The following is a 13468-nucleotide window of genomic DNA, read 5'->3' as shown; positions in this document are numbered from 1 at the left end:
ACAATAATCAGGACTTGACTATGCTGAATGCTGTATTCCAATATTGGCATTCTGCCTTTTAGCCGATATCCGCGAAATTTCGGTTTTATCCGCGAAAAATTAAATATAACCGCGAAAATTTCGTTTTATCCGCGAAAAAATGAATATATCCACGAAACGGTTGTATGTGGCTTTTACGGGCTATAGCCCTGCCGTGTTCTTAAAGTTTTCACATCACAGACACAGAATAGTACCGACTTATATGATCCAAATCAGCTCTTCCATGATAGCTTTAAATTATCCTATTATCTGGAGGGATGAACGTGGAGGAATTTTCTATTACATTGGTGATAGCAAGTATTATGGTACTTGGTTACTTCATCGGTTATACGATTGTAAAAGCATAGCTGCCGGCTGCTTCAGCCAGGCAGTTTTTTTTATCGCAGTCTAACGGGCGCAGTAAGACCGCTGATAAAGTTTCATTTTATGGCTAAATTCTCATTCGATTCAAATTTTATCATTAAAGTTTGAAATTCAGGGAAAAGAATATATATGTACTAAAGTGATAATTTTAGGAGGTATGAAGTTTGGCTGATTTTCGAATCGAAAAGGATACGCTAGGTGAAGTTAAGGTTCCGGCTGATAAATATTGGGGAGCTCAAACGCAGCGAAGCAAGGATAATTTTAAGATAGGGATTGAAAAAATGCCGATGGAAGTGGTTTATGCTTTTGCAAGGATAAAATGGGCAGCTGCCGTTGTTAATAATAAGCTCGGCAAGCTTCCTAATGAGAAAAAAGAAGCCATCACAAAAGCATGTGACGAAATTCTCGAACATAAATTTGACAGCCATTTTCCTTTGGCAGTCTGGCAGACAGGGAGCGGAACGCAATCAAATATGAATGTAAATGAGGTTGTGGCTAAAAGGGCAAATGAGCTAATCGGCGAACAAGGGCACGCTGACATGAAAATTCATCCTAATGATGATGTCAATATGTCTCAAAGTTCGAATGATACATTCCCGACAGCCATGCACATAGCTGCTTATACGGAAATGGAGGAAAAGCTTATACCTTCATTGAAAAAATTAAAAGAGACGATCAAAACGAAAGAAGAAGCCTATAAAGATATCGTGAAAATAGGCAGAACCCATTTACAGGATGCAACTCCGCTTACATTGGGACAAGAAATAAGCGGATGGCGTGCAATGCTTGATAAAAATGTAAAAATGCTGGAAGAGTCCAGACAATACCTTCTAGATCTGGCAATTGGCGGTACGGCAGTAGGAACAGGCATCAATGCAGATAAGTCATTTGGAGATGAAATGGCAAAGGAGATTTCCAATCTTACAGGCTATCCTTTCTGCTCTTCTGAAAATAAATTCCAGGCACTGACCAGCCATAATGAAATTGTCCATGTCCATGGTACATTAAAAGCCCTTGCCGCTGATCTTATGAAGATTGCCAATGATGTACGATGGCTGGCAAGCGGTCCGCGAAGCGGAATAGGAGAACTATCAATTCCTGCTAATGAACCTGGAAGTTCTATAATGCCGGGAAAAGTAAATCCTACCCAAAGTGAAGCCCTTACCATGGTGGTTTGCCAGGTTTTTGGAAATGATGCATCAATCGGTTTTGCTGCAAGCCAGGGGAATTTCGAATTAAACGTATTTAAACCAGTTATCATTTATAATCTCCTTCAAAGCATCAGAATTCTAGCAGATGGAATGGCTTCATTTAATGAAAAATGCATGGCAGGACTGGAAGCTAATGAAGAAGTAATACATGGACACGTAGAAAGGTCACTAATGCTTGTAACTGCTCTTAATCCCCATATTGGATATGAAAAAGCGGCTGAAATAGCCAAGCTTGCTTTTAAGGAAAATACAACATTGAAACAAGCTGCATTAAAAACGGGCTACATTACTGAAGACCAATATGATGAATGGGTTATTCCCGAGAAGATGGTGTAAAAGTAAAAGGCCCCCCTTACGAGAGGGGGGCCCAATCCAAATATATTCAATTGTTATCTTGCTTTATTAGAATGAACCGCCGCCAAGCTGTTGTTCAGCCATTTGTACAAGGCGCTTTGTGATTTCTCCACCAACTGATCCGTTAGCGCGAGAAGTTGTTTCTGCACCAAGGTTTACTCCAAATTCAGTTGCAATTTCGTACTTCATTTGGTCAAGTGCTTGTGATACTCCTGGTACTAATAATTGGTTTGAGGAATTGCTTCTGCTAGATGATTGGTTGTTCATGTGATTTCCTCCTCATAAATTTTTGTTGGTTTTTGGTTGGGTTAGCTGGGATTGCACCAGCGCAAGGATAAAATCCCGCTCCACTGCCTGGCTTAACCCATCGGTTAAGGTATGTGGCGGCTTGTTGCCGCTGTGTTTACTCTCTATTATGTTTGATTTATAAAAGTTTATGCTTTTATAAAATCGGGAATTTTTTCCTGAGAGACTTGCTGATTAGCAGCTTACATAACACAGTCAAAACAAACAAACGATAAGAAATAACTTAAAAAAAGCTCTGTGAAATTTGCCTGTTGATTTCAGCACGAGGCACTCCCTTTCCGCGGGCGGTCCGACGCTACTCGTCGCTATGCTCCTGCGGGGTCTCCCTTTGATCCGCACTCCCGCAGGACTTTGAATAAGCTTCCTTGTGTAAACACCGCGTCGTAAGGAAATGCGAAGGCATTTTCGCAGGATTAGTGCCTGCCGCGCCAATCAACAGGGTGCTAAAAACAATAATAAGCTTTAACAGAGCCAAAAAAAAGAAAGTGAGAGGTTTTGGAAATGGCTATTTGCCCTGTTTGTAATGGGTTTGAAAAACTCGTAGCAACCTGCAGTTCCTGCGGAAAGAATATGGAGGATAGCGGAAGGATTATGGATTTTTACGACGATTACAGTGCCTATATGCCGATTGACCAAATGAAGATGGAAGATGGCTATCCGCACGACTACCAAAAAGAGGAATGCCCGCATCTTTTAAGATGTCCAACATGCGGCCATGATACAGTGAAGTTTATTAAAGAATAGACATGGAGTCTGCGCGCCAATGAAGAGGTTGCTAAATGTATTTAAAACATGGAAAAACCCCGTCTGGCAGACGGGGTTTTCTAAAATTACGCTCTGTTAAAATTGCCTTTTGATTTTCCGCTTATCTTTTATTCTTTTGTTGAGCGGATTCTGCTTTCAGTATTGGCGTCAAAGAAGTGAGCCTTGTTCATATCGAATGCTAAATCAAGGTTTTGCCCTGGTTTAATATCTGTACGGGAATCAACACGGGCAACAAAATCCTGGCCTTCAATGCTAGAGTAAATCATTGTTTCAGCACCAGTCAGCTCGGAAACGTCGATGCGGGCAATGATTTTTGAACCTGTGGAAGCATCAATAAAGACAGGCTCGTCATGAATATCTTCTGGGCGAATGCCTAGAATGATATCTTTGCCTACATAGCCTTGTTCGCGAAGTACCTTCATTTTGCCTTCTGGAACGGCTACTTGTGTTTGGCCGACAACAAATTTGCCATCCTCAAGCTTCCCGTTGAAGAAGTTCATAGCAGGCGAGCCAATAAAACCGCCGACAAATACGTTTTCAGGTTTTTCATATACTTCTTTTGGCGCACCAACCTGCTGGATAATCCCATCTTTCATAACAACCAGTCGAGTTGCCATTGTCATGGCTTCTGTCTGGTCATGTGTCACATAAATGGTTGTTGTTTGCAGACGCTGGTGAAGCTTGGCAATCTCTGCACGCATTTGCACGCGAAGTTTGGCATCAAGATTTGATAAAGGCTCATCCATAAGGAAAACTTTTGCGTCTCGGACAATGGCACGGCCTAAAGCTACACGCTGGCGCTGACCGCCTGATAATGCTTTAGGTTTGCGGTCAAGATATGGTTCAAGGCCAAGGATTTTAGCTGCTTCCTTTACACGGCGATCGATTTCGTCCTTTGGAAACTTGCGGAGCTTAAGTCCGAAGGCCATGTTGTCATATACGGACATATGCGGGTAAAGTGCATAGTTCTGGAATACCATCGCAATATCACGATCCTTGGGCGGAACATCGTTAACACGCTTTTCATCAATATAAAAGTCACCTTTTGAAATTTCCTCTAGGCCTGCAATCATCCGAAGTGTCGTAGATTTACCGCAGCCTGAAGGGCCGACAAATACAATAAATTCTTTATCCTGGATATGAAGGTTGAAATTTTCTACTGCAGTTACTTTATTGTCATAAATTTTGTATATATTATCTAATTTTAATTCAGCCATTAGGATAACCTCCCAGTATTTTTGCTTACATTCAGTTTAAAGGGATTAGGGATTTTTCCATATGGCTAAACTGCACAAAAATCCTGTAAGCGGTTTTATGCAATGTGTTCAAATTTAGTGCTGTTCATACAGCAGACAAGCCAGGTACACCGTCACGGAGCTGTTAAAGTCTTTTAATTGAATGCCTGTTTTCTCCGTGAACTTGTCTAATCTGTATTGCAGGGTGTTTCGGTGAAGATACAATTTTTTTGCTGTTAAGGATACATTGGAACTATGCTGCAGAAATATCTTAATGGTATTTAACAGTTCTGGATCTTCTTTAAGAAAAGACAGACGGGATAGCAGGCTTCCTTTTAAAAAAATGTCCATGTTTGCCGCAACTAGGGATGGGAATGTTTTCTCGAATGAAAACACCCTTTCTGAAGGAAGCAAGGATGAGGCCTGTTCAAAAAAATGAATTTCTTCTTTTAAATGATTGGGAAAATCATCCCCTGGCTTATTCGGAACACCAATATAAAAAGATGTCTTTACAAAAAAATCGCTCTCCAAAGCATTTGAAATGGCATAGAAATCGTTTTCTGCCAGAGGCTCTTCGAATTCTTCAACAATCACGCCTTTTGATGGTTCATTCCATAAAACAATTATGTCCTTCTCAAAAAAACCTTTAAAAGCAGCCTCCATATCCTCACGTACCCAGTCGCCTTCGGCCGTTTTAAATTGAATAAGCCTGTATGGAAGATCCCGGGCGATCTTGGGTACACTCCCATTAGAAAATAAAAAGTCAAACCAGGATTGTGCAGCAGGATTGTGATGGAGAGAAACGTCATGAAAATCAAATAAAGTTTTTAAAATCATCAGGCTTTCCTCTGAAACATCTTTGGCAGGTATGCCAAGCCATTCTCCGGTTTCCTGATAATAAAACCAGTAGGTGTTTGAAAAAAAGTGGAAATCAGGCTTTACTTCCATTAGTATAGAGCTAGGATATTTGCCATGTATTTTTTTTAACATATTTTTATCCTTTAATTTGATAAATTTTTGTGTTTCTTATATTATAGCAGTTATAATTTAAGTAAAAAACTTTCGTGCAAACAGTCTTAGATTTTATAAATGGGTAAAGAAAGTTAAGGGGTGAGATATATGGAGTACACACCAGAGATGAAAAATCGCTTAAAAAGGCTTGAAGGACAAGTACGGGGCGTAATCCGTATGATGGAAGAAGAAAAGCATTGCAAGGATGTTGTAACACAATTATCCGCAGTCCGCTCAGCGGTTGACCGTGCCATGGGATATATCGTAGCAAAGAATCTTGAAACTTGTATCCGGGATGCAAATACGGAAGGCAAGAATGCTGAAGATGCAATCCAGGAAGCAGTTAACATGATTGTAAAGAGCAGATAGTTATTGTCTGTCTATAAAACAAAGGAGGCACCTGAACGGGTTATTCGTTCAAGGTGCCTTTTTGCGGTTCAATCCGCTTTATATGGCGGTTCTTCCTTATGGAATTCCCTAGCCTGTTCGATATTAACTTCTTCGCCGCGCCCATGCACAGACCCGCCTGATAAACCTTCGTTGATGATTCTGTCAATGTCTACATATGCTTTATCCCGGCCTTCATAACCTAAATCATCTGCCGTCTGCGGGTTCTTATCTTTGTCCATCGTTTTCCGCTCCTTTTTATGAAATTAAAGCTGTAGCGGTTATTTTTCCAAGATCGGCAAGAAATAATACGGAGGATTCAGCGGTTTAGCCTGCTGACTGTTTACTGATCATAAACATGGAATAACATTAATTCGTGGATTTGCGATTTGAGATCTTCCGCCTGACTTCCCGGTTTTCCGGATGTCCATTCGATTTTTCCATCAGGATGGTAAATGCCCGCTATCTTTTGCTTTTGGAAATAAAAGGAGAATGTCCATCCCGGCAGTTGCTTATTTTCATATAACGGTTTGAATTGAAAGTGAGTTAACAATTGGCTGATGCCCTCCTGCTATCTTATTTAAAATTCCCGTTTATAGTCCAAATAACAGGGAATTGAATAGATGTAGAAACATTTTAACATTAAAAGGAGGTAAAATTGATGAAAAGAAACAATAAATTTATGATGTCAGCCATGGCACTTGGAGCAGCCTATTTAATGAGAAACCCGGAAGCCCGCCAGAAGCTTAAAGAACAATTTCAGTCATTTTCCGGTACTTCCTCCAAGAGAAATAAGGTAAAAACAACTAAAAGACCTATAACTACTTAATCATATTGTGTTTTGCGATTGGACAGCACGTTGTGAAAAGTTAATTCTGAGATAGAATATTGGGATGAAATCGCATAAAAATAGCCGTTCACCTAACTGGTGTACGGCTATTTTTATTTGAGATGTCCTAAAATCCAGCCATATTAAAAAATATCCGGGTGAGTTCTTGGACTCTCTTCGATTCAATAGAAGCTTCATCAAAGCTCATGGGCTTTGCATTTAATTCATAAATAAAATACTTGCCTTTCTCAGATAATCCTGCATCCATTGAAAATTCTCTGTAGAAGCCTATCTCCTTTTTTAAGAGCTTTCCAGCCTCTGACACTGCCATATTAATAAATTCGTCATGTTCCTTTGTCCGGACCTTTTCATACGGAATCATTATGCCGCCATTCGGGATATGGGTAGTGATTTCCTGATCCTGAGCCTGGCGAATGCCAATACCTGTAACCTGATATTCACCTCTGCTGAAATGAGCCAGAATCCTAAAATCAAAGCGTTTGCCGTCTAGCTGGGCAGAGATAATCGATTTCTGTGCCAAATAAGCTTTGCCTGTAAGCGTTACTTTCCATTCGTTCCAAAAGCTTTCAAAACATTTGTATGAAAATGAATCCTTAAGTCCTGAAATTATCAGCTTTTTCCCACCCGAATGGCTTAAACGATAAATTCCTTTTCCTTTTGCTCCCTGTGCGGGTTTTAGGTAAATGTCTCTAAACTTCCCGATAAAATTCTTCAGTACCGATTCATCAGTAACGAGGATTGTATCCGGTATATATTTTTGCAGATGAGGATGATCCATAAAAAGCTGGCAAACCTCATATTTATCGAGAAAGCCGGGATTGAAAAAAGGAATATTATGCTTCTTAAAAAAATTGCAGGCTTCATTATAAGAATCGGTTTGTTCATGCTTCCGGAAGGGCACTCTGTTATATACAAGATGAGGTAGAGGACAGCAAGCCTTAATCCATTTGTCTTGATCGGGCAAATAAATATAACCGTTCACGGAATTTTTTTCAATGTCTTCTGTTGTAAAAACAAACGAAATTCCTTTGTTTTGCAGGACTTCTTCTTGCAGGGCTTTAAATAACGGGCCATTGCCAGCTAGAGTGTTATCCTTTCCTTTGGAAGTCAGAATGCCAATAACCGGGCCTGCATTTTGATTTTTGCCTGATAATGAAAAGGAAAGGGATCTATGTTCTGTTTCCGGATCCGGGGACTTTAAAGGGAGAAGATTGCTGCCTAGGGTGGCTCCAGTATGACTGGACCACTCTTTGCTGGCCCAGTCATAAAAGACCCTCATCTGAAAACTTCCTCAGGTTTAGTAATGGACGCCTCAGCAAGGAAAACAGCAAATGACAGTGATAGCTTCCGGGTGAGAAGGTCAAATTCACGGAGCTGCGGGTGTTTAAATATGGATCTTCCCGGCTTGGAGTTTGCTTCGAAAAGCCATACATTCCCTTTGCGGTCTAAACCAAAATCAAATCCAATTTCGCCTATAATCCCTTCCATATTCCTTTCAAGAGCTTTGCTTATTTTTAGTGCTGCGGCAGTCAGCTTTTTCAATGCCTCTTCCTTTTCTTCAAAGTCTTCAAAAACTTCATCCAATGTCTTAATAACCCCGCCGCTTTTTACATGGGTCGTAACACTGCCTGGCCCAGCAATCTTTGCAGCCGTAGCGGTAATCTTCCATTCTCCATTTCCATCTTTGTTGGTATGAATACGGAAATCAATTGGACGCTGATCATAGCGCAATAAGTGGATCCCCTGCTGAACAATCATCCGGCTTAAATTTCTGCCTGCAAATACATTGCGCATTAAACTTTCAAGGCTATTATACTTTCTTAGCCGGTTTTCGTCCCGGTCCCTGTATCGGCAATAGTAATTTCCTTCCGTCTTATCATAAATGATTTGATGGATACCTAGCCCAAGGCTGCCATTAATCGGCTTTAAAAAAACATGGCCATAATCGGAAAGCATCCTTTCGATTACGGAAAAAGAAGAAAAAGGATGGGTTTCAGGCAAGTATGCGCTGATTGATTCCTCATTTTGGAGCCTTTCGTATACATCTAATTTATTAAAGAAGCCTGGATTATACCAGGGAATCAAATATTCTTTCTGGAGGCGGTCACGTACAGCCTTCAGTTCGTTTCTTCTTTCGCTCTTTCTGTTGGGGAGTCTGTCGTAAACAACATTTGGAAAAGGGATTTCATAGGTTTCCCAGCCGTCCTGATGATAAAAAAGACCTTGGATGGTCCCTTGTTCCCAGTTAATGTGGTGCTCTCCGAATAAAAACGGAATGGCTCCCACTGTTTTCTTGACTGATAAAAGTTTGGCGAAAAACAAGGTTCTATCGCCAATTGGCCTTAATGGAAAAGAGGTAAAACCGGATGTGAAAATTCCGACGAGCGGGCCAATAAACAGTGTTTCCTGATTGGTGAAGGCGTGCAAGGGAATCGTTAAATCAGGAAACCTAAGAGCTTCTGCTACGTCTTTACTTATTACAATCGTGTTCTTCTTCGTTTTATGGAGTATGAAAGCAGCATCTGCCGATTGGGTCCCGAATGCCAGTTTGGTCAAATGGGTATGAAGGTTTAGCTCATTCGGGATATAAACAGTTTTAGACGGCGAGTCCAAAATTTCAATTTGATACTGTTTTCGCATGATCCTGTCTCCTTTCATTTTGCATGCTGGCTGCAAGGTGCTTCGCGTAAAGGAGGGGAGCGTTATATAACTCTTCATTTTTTTCTGGGTGGATGTTTAGTATCGTTTTTCTCCCCGGCTTGGAATTAATATCGAGAACCCATATTGAGCCGTCAGTTGCAACCCCTATATCTATACCCATCTCAAATAATGGCGGCAGTTCATCCTCCAGGGCAGCAGGAAGTGTATTAATAATTTCATTTAGCTCATCACAAATATAATCTTGCATTGGAGAAGGATAGGCAGCAATCCATTCATCAAAGGAGATATTTGTTCCGCCTGCGCTTAAATTGGAAATGATGCCCCCATTTTTCCCTGTTCGGATTCCCCGGCCTATTTCCTTCCAAGTGCCTTTTGAATCCTTTTGCAATAATATCCTTACATCAAAAGGCTGGCTTTCTTTATTTGATAGATTTACATAAGGCTGTATGAGGTATTGGCGGGTTGATGTCAGCCTGTTCAGCCAGGCAAAAGCCTTTTGGGGCTTTTCGAAGCAATGGGAAATCTGTCCATCCTTCTTATCAGTCTTAACCAGTATATCTTTACCGGCTTTTTCAATATAGTAGATACCCTTTCCCTGAGACCCGCTTGCCGGCTTAAGAATTAGGGGCTGATCAGGGCACAATCTTTCAAAGAATTTTTCAGAACTTAAAAAGGGATCTGTTTTTAGCAGATAAGGTGAAATGCTTGAATGGGTAAGAAGTTCATATAATTCAAGCTTATTAGGCAAACCGTAGCCAAGAAAATGGATATCTTCTCTCGCTTTTAGCCAGTTGACAATGGACATACACTGCTTTGAATGGGAATCGTCTCCATAAAAACAGCGGTCATACAGGATCGCAGGAGCTGAAAAAACCTTTGGCTCCCAGTCGCCTGAACTTGGATTAAAGAAGTCGCCGCTGATTTTTTCAGATATGGGGTTTATATCAGAAGGAACGAAACGGAAGCAGTTAATGCCGTATGCATTAGCCCTTTTTGCCATTTCCAAAAAGTAAGATTTTTCATTTCGTTTATTTAATGTCATGATTCCGAATGAAAGCATTCTAGTAATCCTCCTTTGGGGGTATGCCTGAAAAGGATAAGGCCGCGGCATATTCGATGAGCGCCTTTGCAGATGGCCTTATTCTTTTATCACGATCTTCAAAGTTTTTCGAGGGCTTTGAATTGACCTCAATAATCCATAGCTTTCCATTTTCGTCAACGCCTATATCAATACCAAGCTCACCTATCAGCCCATCGCATTTTTGGCTGATTATGGAGGCTGTTTCGACCGCAAGTTCTTTCATTAACGCAAGCTGCTGGATGGCTGTTCTGGGATCTGACAGTATTGAAAAAATTTTTAGCGGCTTCATAATTTCTCCGCCCCTCGCGATGTTGGAAACAAATTGCTGCTCAGCTGAAATTCTTGCTACTGCGGAAGTGGCTTTCCATGTATCCTGAAAATTTTTATGGCATAGAACACGGAAATCAAGCTGCCTGTTTTTATAGGTTTGCAGGGGGATAGCCTGCTGGGCTAAAAAGTTTTTTTTCTTTTGCTGCTGCTTAAACCAATGGCTAAAGCGGGTATAGTTCTCAAACAGCAGCGTTTCTTCCCTGCGGTTTCCAGTTGATAATTCTGCAAGGATTTCTTCACTATTTACGGTTATTCTGATTATGTTCCGGCCCTGGCTTCCATGTATCGGCTTTATATAAAGGGACTTGTGTTTATTTAGCAGCTCTTTTACTGAATATTCATCTGCGATAACCGTATCGGGCAGATATGGCTTCATATGCTCCTCAGAATATAGCAAATTGTGAACTTCTGTTTTGGATAAAAAACGGTCATTAAATAGGGGAATAAAAAGGCTTCTTATGCTGTTTTTAAATGTTTGGAAGAAAGTGCTGGCTTCAAGCTCCCTGGAGTGAACCCGGTTGTAAATGACGCCTGGAAGCGGTACCTCACATCTTATCCACTGGCCTCCTTGAAGGTAATAACCCTGCAATTTGCCTTCTTCGTAATCTTTAAAGTGGAACACATAAAAAAGGCCGCCCATATTTGACACAACCTCATTCAGTTCTTCGCAAAAAGCATGAATGGAGCGGAAGTCTGGTTCTGCCCCCTTATCATTCAAATCTGTCATAAGACCGACAACAGGGCCGAGGGTAATGGAATGATCTTTTTTAGAATAGCTCGCAATAAAATCGAGCTCCTGGATAGGAAGGCAGCATTCCTGAAACAGCGAATCACTGAAAAAAAGCTCATCCTTGGTAATGCTCGCTCCTTCAATGGTAATCTGTATGGATCTCCTCCCGATGTGCAGAACATGGGGAATATGCAAGTCTATATTCCAGTAATGAATAAGAGAATGGCTAATTTGAATCTGATGCTGATCTTTTTGAAACATTTTTACCGGAACAATCGTAATAGGCAATAAAGAAACTGACATGATCATTCCTCATTTGCTCGTCTTTATGTGTGCGCGTATAATGAAAAAATAGGCAAAAGCTGATACGGTATCGTATGTAAAAGGGTAAAAATTGGTGCAATGGCGGAGCGGGGGAATGTGTTCTGCCTGGCGCTTCCGTTTTTCTAAATTTGTGCATGGAAGGTAGATGTAAATGCAAATCGCAATCACAATTATCATTATGATTATAATAGGAGCTATCATTGGGGGTTTTACCAATTCCCTGGCCATTAAAATGCTGTTCAGGCCTTATAAGCCACTTTATATAAAAAATTGGAGAGTTCCATTTACCCCGGGGCTGATTCCGAAGCGAAGGGACGAGCTGGCCGCACAAATGGGGAAAATGGTAACTGACCATTTGCTGACACCGGAAAGCATCCAACGAAAATTTTTAAATGAAGGCTTTCAAAAGGATATGACCGGCCTTGTCCAAAAGGAACTGGAGAATCTTCTGAATACTGATAAGACACCAGCCGAACTGCTTGTGGTTCTTGGAATAGAGGATGCGCATCAAAAAGCTGAGGATAAGTTGAATCAGTTTGTTGAAGAGAAATATGAAAACTTAATGGTGAAATACCGGACTAAACCGCTTAGAGCAGTTGTTTCACCGGAAATCATCCAAAAAGTAGATGCGAAGCTTCCTATTATTTCTTCTTATATTCTTGAAAAAGGAGTCGACTATTTTTCCAGTATTGAAGGAAAAATGCGCATCCAAAGAATGGCTGATGACTTTGTCCGTGAGCGAAGCGGAATGCTGAGCAATATGCTCCAAATGTTCATGGGAAACATCAATCTAGCGGATAAAATCCAGCCGGAAATTGTCAGGTTTTTAAAAAATGAAGGAACAGCAGACCTAATCACCACAATATTGAAAAAAGAATGGAATAAGGTGCTTGACTGGGAAGCAGAGAGGATTGAAGAGCAGTTTGAAAAAGAAAAGCTCGTTAATATGATTAAAGGATTTGTACAAAAAGTGGTTAAGCTTGATGTAATCTTCAAGACGCCTTTATCACAGCTGACGGTTTCTTATAGGACAAAAGTAATTGAAGAGGTAGCGCCGAAAAGTGTTGAGCTGCTTGGCGGCTGGCTTTCCCGTCGTATTGATGTTCTCATGGAGCGTCTGCATCTAGCGGAAATTGTCCGTCAGCAGGTGGAAACTTTCTCAGTTGAACGACTTGAAGAAATGGTTCTTTCCATTACAAAAAGCGAACTGAAAATGATCACCTATCTAGGCGCATTGCTTGGCGGGGTTATCGGGCTTTTCCAGGGGATTCTGGTTATTTTCATTAATTAAAAAGGGTATGTCCTCGCGTTTGCTATCATAGTTTGTTATAGTGGAGTGGATGTTCAAAGTACGGGAAATAGTATGTGTTTATTATTCTCCTTTTTGAACGAGAACCGAAAGGAGTGTTTACAATGGCAGTAAATTTACATGATTCAGCCTATGAATTAGAGAAAGCAGTGCGTGAAAGCGATGAATACAAGGCTTTAAAACAAGCATACGATGATGTGAATGCAGATCCCTCTGCAAAAACAATGTTTGAAAACTTTCGCAATATCCAAATGGAACTTCAGCAAAAGCAAATGATGGGTCAGGATATTACGCAGGAAGAAGTAGAACAGGCACAAAAAACAGTAGCTCTTGTACAGCAGCATGAGCAAATTTCAAAGCTTATGGAAGCTGAACAGCGCATGAGCATGATGGTAGCTGAAATGAACAAAATCATCATGAAGCCTCTTGAAGAGCTATACGGTGCTGTAGAATAAGTAGTTGTATTAGAACTCCCGGTAATGGAACCGGGAGTTTTTCATGTGCGCCCGGCA

15 protein-coding genes are annotated in these 13468 nt (G+C 40.8%); 6 read left to right on the top strand and 9 right to left on the bottom strand.

Annotated elements, in window-relative coordinates:
• The first annotated feature begins 566 nt into the window (after nucleotides 1–566).
• Entirely contained in the window at nucleotides 567–1949 is a 1383-nt protein-coding gene (gene fumC / locus J7I93_RS23590; RefSeq protein ID WP_214729134.1) for a class II fumarate hydratase, read from the top strand.
• 66 nt (nucleotides 1950–2015) lie between these two features.
• Here fumC and J7I93_RS23585 read toward each other — a convergent pair whose 3' ends face one another.
• Nucleotides 2016–2234, bottom strand: coding sequence for an alpha/beta-type small acid-soluble spore protein (locus J7I93_RS23585; RefSeq protein ID WP_009331467.1), 219 nt, complete (start codon nucleotides 2232–2234; stop codon nucleotides 2016–2018).
• A gap of 540 nt (nucleotides 2235–2774) precedes the next feature.
• On the opposite strand from J7I93_RS23585, the gene J7I93_RS23580 reads away from it, so the two are divergent.
• Nucleotides 2775–3017: a hypothetical protein gene (locus J7I93_RS23580; RefSeq protein ID WP_214729132.1), complete on the top strand. Its 243-nt coding sequence runs from the start codon at nucleotides 2775–2777 to the stop codon at nucleotides 3015–3017.
• A 128-nt stretch (nucleotides 3018–3145) separates the two neighbouring features.
• Here J7I93_RS23580 and J7I93_RS23575 read toward each other — a convergent pair whose 3' ends face one another.
• Together J7I93_RS23575 and J7I93_RS23570 are read right to left on the bottom strand one after the other, a co-directional pair.
• Entirely contained in the window at nucleotides 3146–4255 is a 1110-nt protein-coding gene (locus J7I93_RS23575; RefSeq protein ID WP_214729131.1) for an ABC transporter ATP-binding protein, read from the bottom strand.
• A gap of 114 nt (nucleotides 4256–4369) precedes the next feature.
• Nucleotides 4370–5263 carry a PucR family transcriptional regulator gene (locus J7I93_RS23570; protein WP_214729130.1) on the bottom strand — a complete coding sequence of 298 codons (894 nt, stop codon included), beginning with the start codon at nucleotides 5261–5263 and terminating at the stop codon, nucleotides 4370–4372.
• Nucleotides 5264–5392: 129 nt separating this feature from the next.
• On the opposite strand from J7I93_RS23570, the gene J7I93_RS23565 reads away from it, so the two are divergent.
• Nucleotides 5393–5653 carry a metal-sensitive transcriptional regulator gene (locus J7I93_RS23565; protein ID WP_026583956.1) on the top strand — a complete coding sequence of 87 codons (261 nt, stop codon included), beginning with the start codon at nucleotides 5393–5395 and terminating at the stop codon, nucleotides 5651–5653.
• A 68-nt stretch (nucleotides 5654–5721) separates the two neighbouring features.
• Here J7I93_RS23565 and J7I93_RS23560 read toward each other — a convergent pair whose 3' ends face one another.
• A complete protein-coding gene (locus tag J7I93_RS23560) occupies nucleotides 5722–5913 on the bottom strand; it encodes a hypothetical protein (protein WP_214729129.1) in 192 nt (63 codons plus the stop codon).
• Between the two features lie 101 nt (nucleotides 5914–6014).
• The gene (locus J7I93_RS23555; protein WP_214729128.1) at nucleotides 6015–6224 is read right to left on the bottom strand and encodes a YheE family protein; all 210 of its coding nucleotides are present in this window, start codon (nucleotides 6222–6224) and stop codon (nucleotides 6015–6017) included.
• Between the two features lie 108 nt (nucleotides 6225–6332).
• Here J7I93_RS23555 and J7I93_RS23550 point away from each other — a divergent pair, with 108 nt between their 5' ends.
• The gene (locus J7I93_RS23550) at nucleotides 6333–6500 is read left to right on the top strand and encodes a hypothetical protein (protein WP_214729127.1); all 168 of its coding nucleotides are present in this window, start codon (nucleotides 6333–6335) and stop codon (nucleotides 6498–6500) included.
• A gap of 127 nt (nucleotides 6501–6627) precedes the next feature.
• Here J7I93_RS23550 and J7I93_RS23545 read toward each other — a convergent pair whose 3' ends face one another.
• From J7I93_RS23545 to J7I93_RS23530, 4 genes are read right to left on the bottom strand one after another with little or no spacing between them, the layout of a single operon-like run.
• Complete coding sequence (locus tag J7I93_RS23545) at nucleotides 6628–7800, bottom strand: YheC/YheD family endospore coat-associated protein (RefSeq protein ID WP_214729126.1); 1173 nt, start codon at nucleotides 7798–7800, stop codon at nucleotides 6628–6630.
• A complete protein-coding gene (locus J7I93_RS23540; protein ID WP_214729124.1) occupies nucleotides 7797–9161 on the bottom strand; it encodes a YheC/YheD family endospore coat-associated protein in 1365 nt (454 codons plus the stop codon). The genes J7I93_RS23545 and J7I93_RS23540 overlap by 4 nt, the downstream gene beginning before the upstream one ends.
• Entirely contained in the window at nucleotides 9139–10242 is a 1104-nt protein-coding gene (locus tag J7I93_RS23535) for a YheC/YheD family endospore coat-associated protein (protein WP_214729122.1), read from the bottom strand. The genes J7I93_RS23540 and J7I93_RS23535 overlap by 23 nt, the downstream gene beginning before the upstream one ends.
• Before the next feature lies 1 nt (nucleotide 10243).
• Complete coding sequence (locus J7I93_RS23530; protein ID WP_214729120.1) at nucleotides 10244–11626, bottom strand: YheC/YheD family endospore coat-associated protein; 1383 nt, start codon at nucleotides 11624–11626, stop codon at nucleotides 10244–10246.
• 172 nt (nucleotides 11627–11798) lie between these two features.
• Between J7I93_RS23530 and J7I93_RS23525 the strand changes: the two genes are divergently transcribed.
• Together J7I93_RS23525 and J7I93_RS23520 are read left to right on the top strand one after the other, a co-directional pair.
• Entirely contained in the window at nucleotides 11799–12938 is a 1140-nt protein-coding gene (locus J7I93_RS23525) for a DUF445 domain-containing protein (RefSeq protein ID WP_214729118.1), read from the top strand.
• Between the two features lie 122 nt (nucleotides 12939–13060).
• Nucleotides 13061–13411, top strand: coding sequence for a YlbF/YmcA family competence regulator (locus tag J7I93_RS23520; RefSeq protein ID WP_110065473.1), 351 nt, complete (start codon nucleotides 13061–13063; stop codon nucleotides 13409–13411).
• Nucleotides 13412–13468 lie beyond the last annotated feature (57 nt).

Origin of the sequence: Bacillus sp. ISL-47 (genome assembly GCF_018613175.1) — a bacterium.
GTDB lineage: Bacteria > Bacillota > Bacilli > Bacillales > Cytobacillaceae > Cytobacillus.
Note: the sequence above shows the minus strand (reverse complement) of the source record. Positions and strands in the feature narration are given on the sequence as shown.

What these genes read in the sequence shown, in the direction of transcription:
- J7I93_RS23575 (WP_214729131.1), bottom strand. Translation starts at nt 4,255, where the DNA reads ATGGCTGAATTAAAATTAGATAATATATACAAAATTTATGACAATAAA.
- J7I93_RS23545 (WP_214729126.1), bottom strand. Translation starts at nt 7,800, where the DNA reads ATGAGGGTCTTTTATGACTGGGCCAGCAAAGAGTGGTCCAGTCATACT.
- J7I93_RS23565 (WP_026583956.1), top strand. Translation starts at nt 5,393, where the DNA reads ATGGAGTACACACCAGAGATGAAAAATCGCTTAAAAAGGCTTGAAGGA.
- J7I93_RS23560 (WP_214729129.1), bottom strand. Translation starts at nt 5,913, where the DNA reads ATGGACAAAGATAAGAACCCGCAGACGGCAGATGATTTAGGTTATGAA.
- J7I93_RS23550 (WP_214729127.1), top strand. Translation starts at nt 6,333, where the DNA reads ATGAAAAGAAACAATAAATTTATGATGTCAGCCATGGCACTTGGAGCA.
- J7I93_RS23570 (WP_214729130.1), bottom strand. Translation starts at nt 5,263, where the DNA reads ATGTTAAAAAAAATACATGGCAAATATCCTAGCTCTATACTAATGGAA.
- J7I93_RS23540 (WP_214729124.1), bottom strand. Translation starts at nt 9,161, where the DNA reads ATGCGAAAACAGTATCAAATTGAAATTTTGGACTCGCCGTCTAAAACT.
- J7I93_RS23530 (WP_214729120.1), bottom strand. Translation starts at nt 11,626, where the DNA reads ATGTCAGTTTCTTTATTGCCTATTACGATTGTTCCGGTAAAAATGTTT.
- J7I93_RS23520 (WP_110065473.1), top strand. Translation starts at nt 13,061, where the DNA reads ATGGCAGTAAATTTACATGATTCAGCCTATGAATTAGAGAAAGCAGTG.
- J7I93_RS23525 (WP_214729118.1), top strand. Translation starts at nt 11,799, where the DNA reads ATGCAAATCGCAATCACAATTATCATTATGATTATAATAGGAGCTATC.
- J7I93_RS23535 (WP_214729122.1), bottom strand. Translation starts at nt 10,242, where the DNA reads ATGCTTTCATTCGGAATCATGACATTAAATAAACGAAATGAAAAATCT.
- J7I93_RS23585 (WP_009331467.1), bottom strand. Translation starts at nt 2,234, where the DNA reads ATGAACAACCAATCATCTAGCAGAAGCAATTCCTCAAACCAATTATTA.
- J7I93_RS23580 (WP_214729132.1), top strand. Translation starts at nt 2,775, where the DNA reads ATGGCTATTTGCCCTGTTTGTAATGGGTTTGAAAAACTCGTAGCAACC.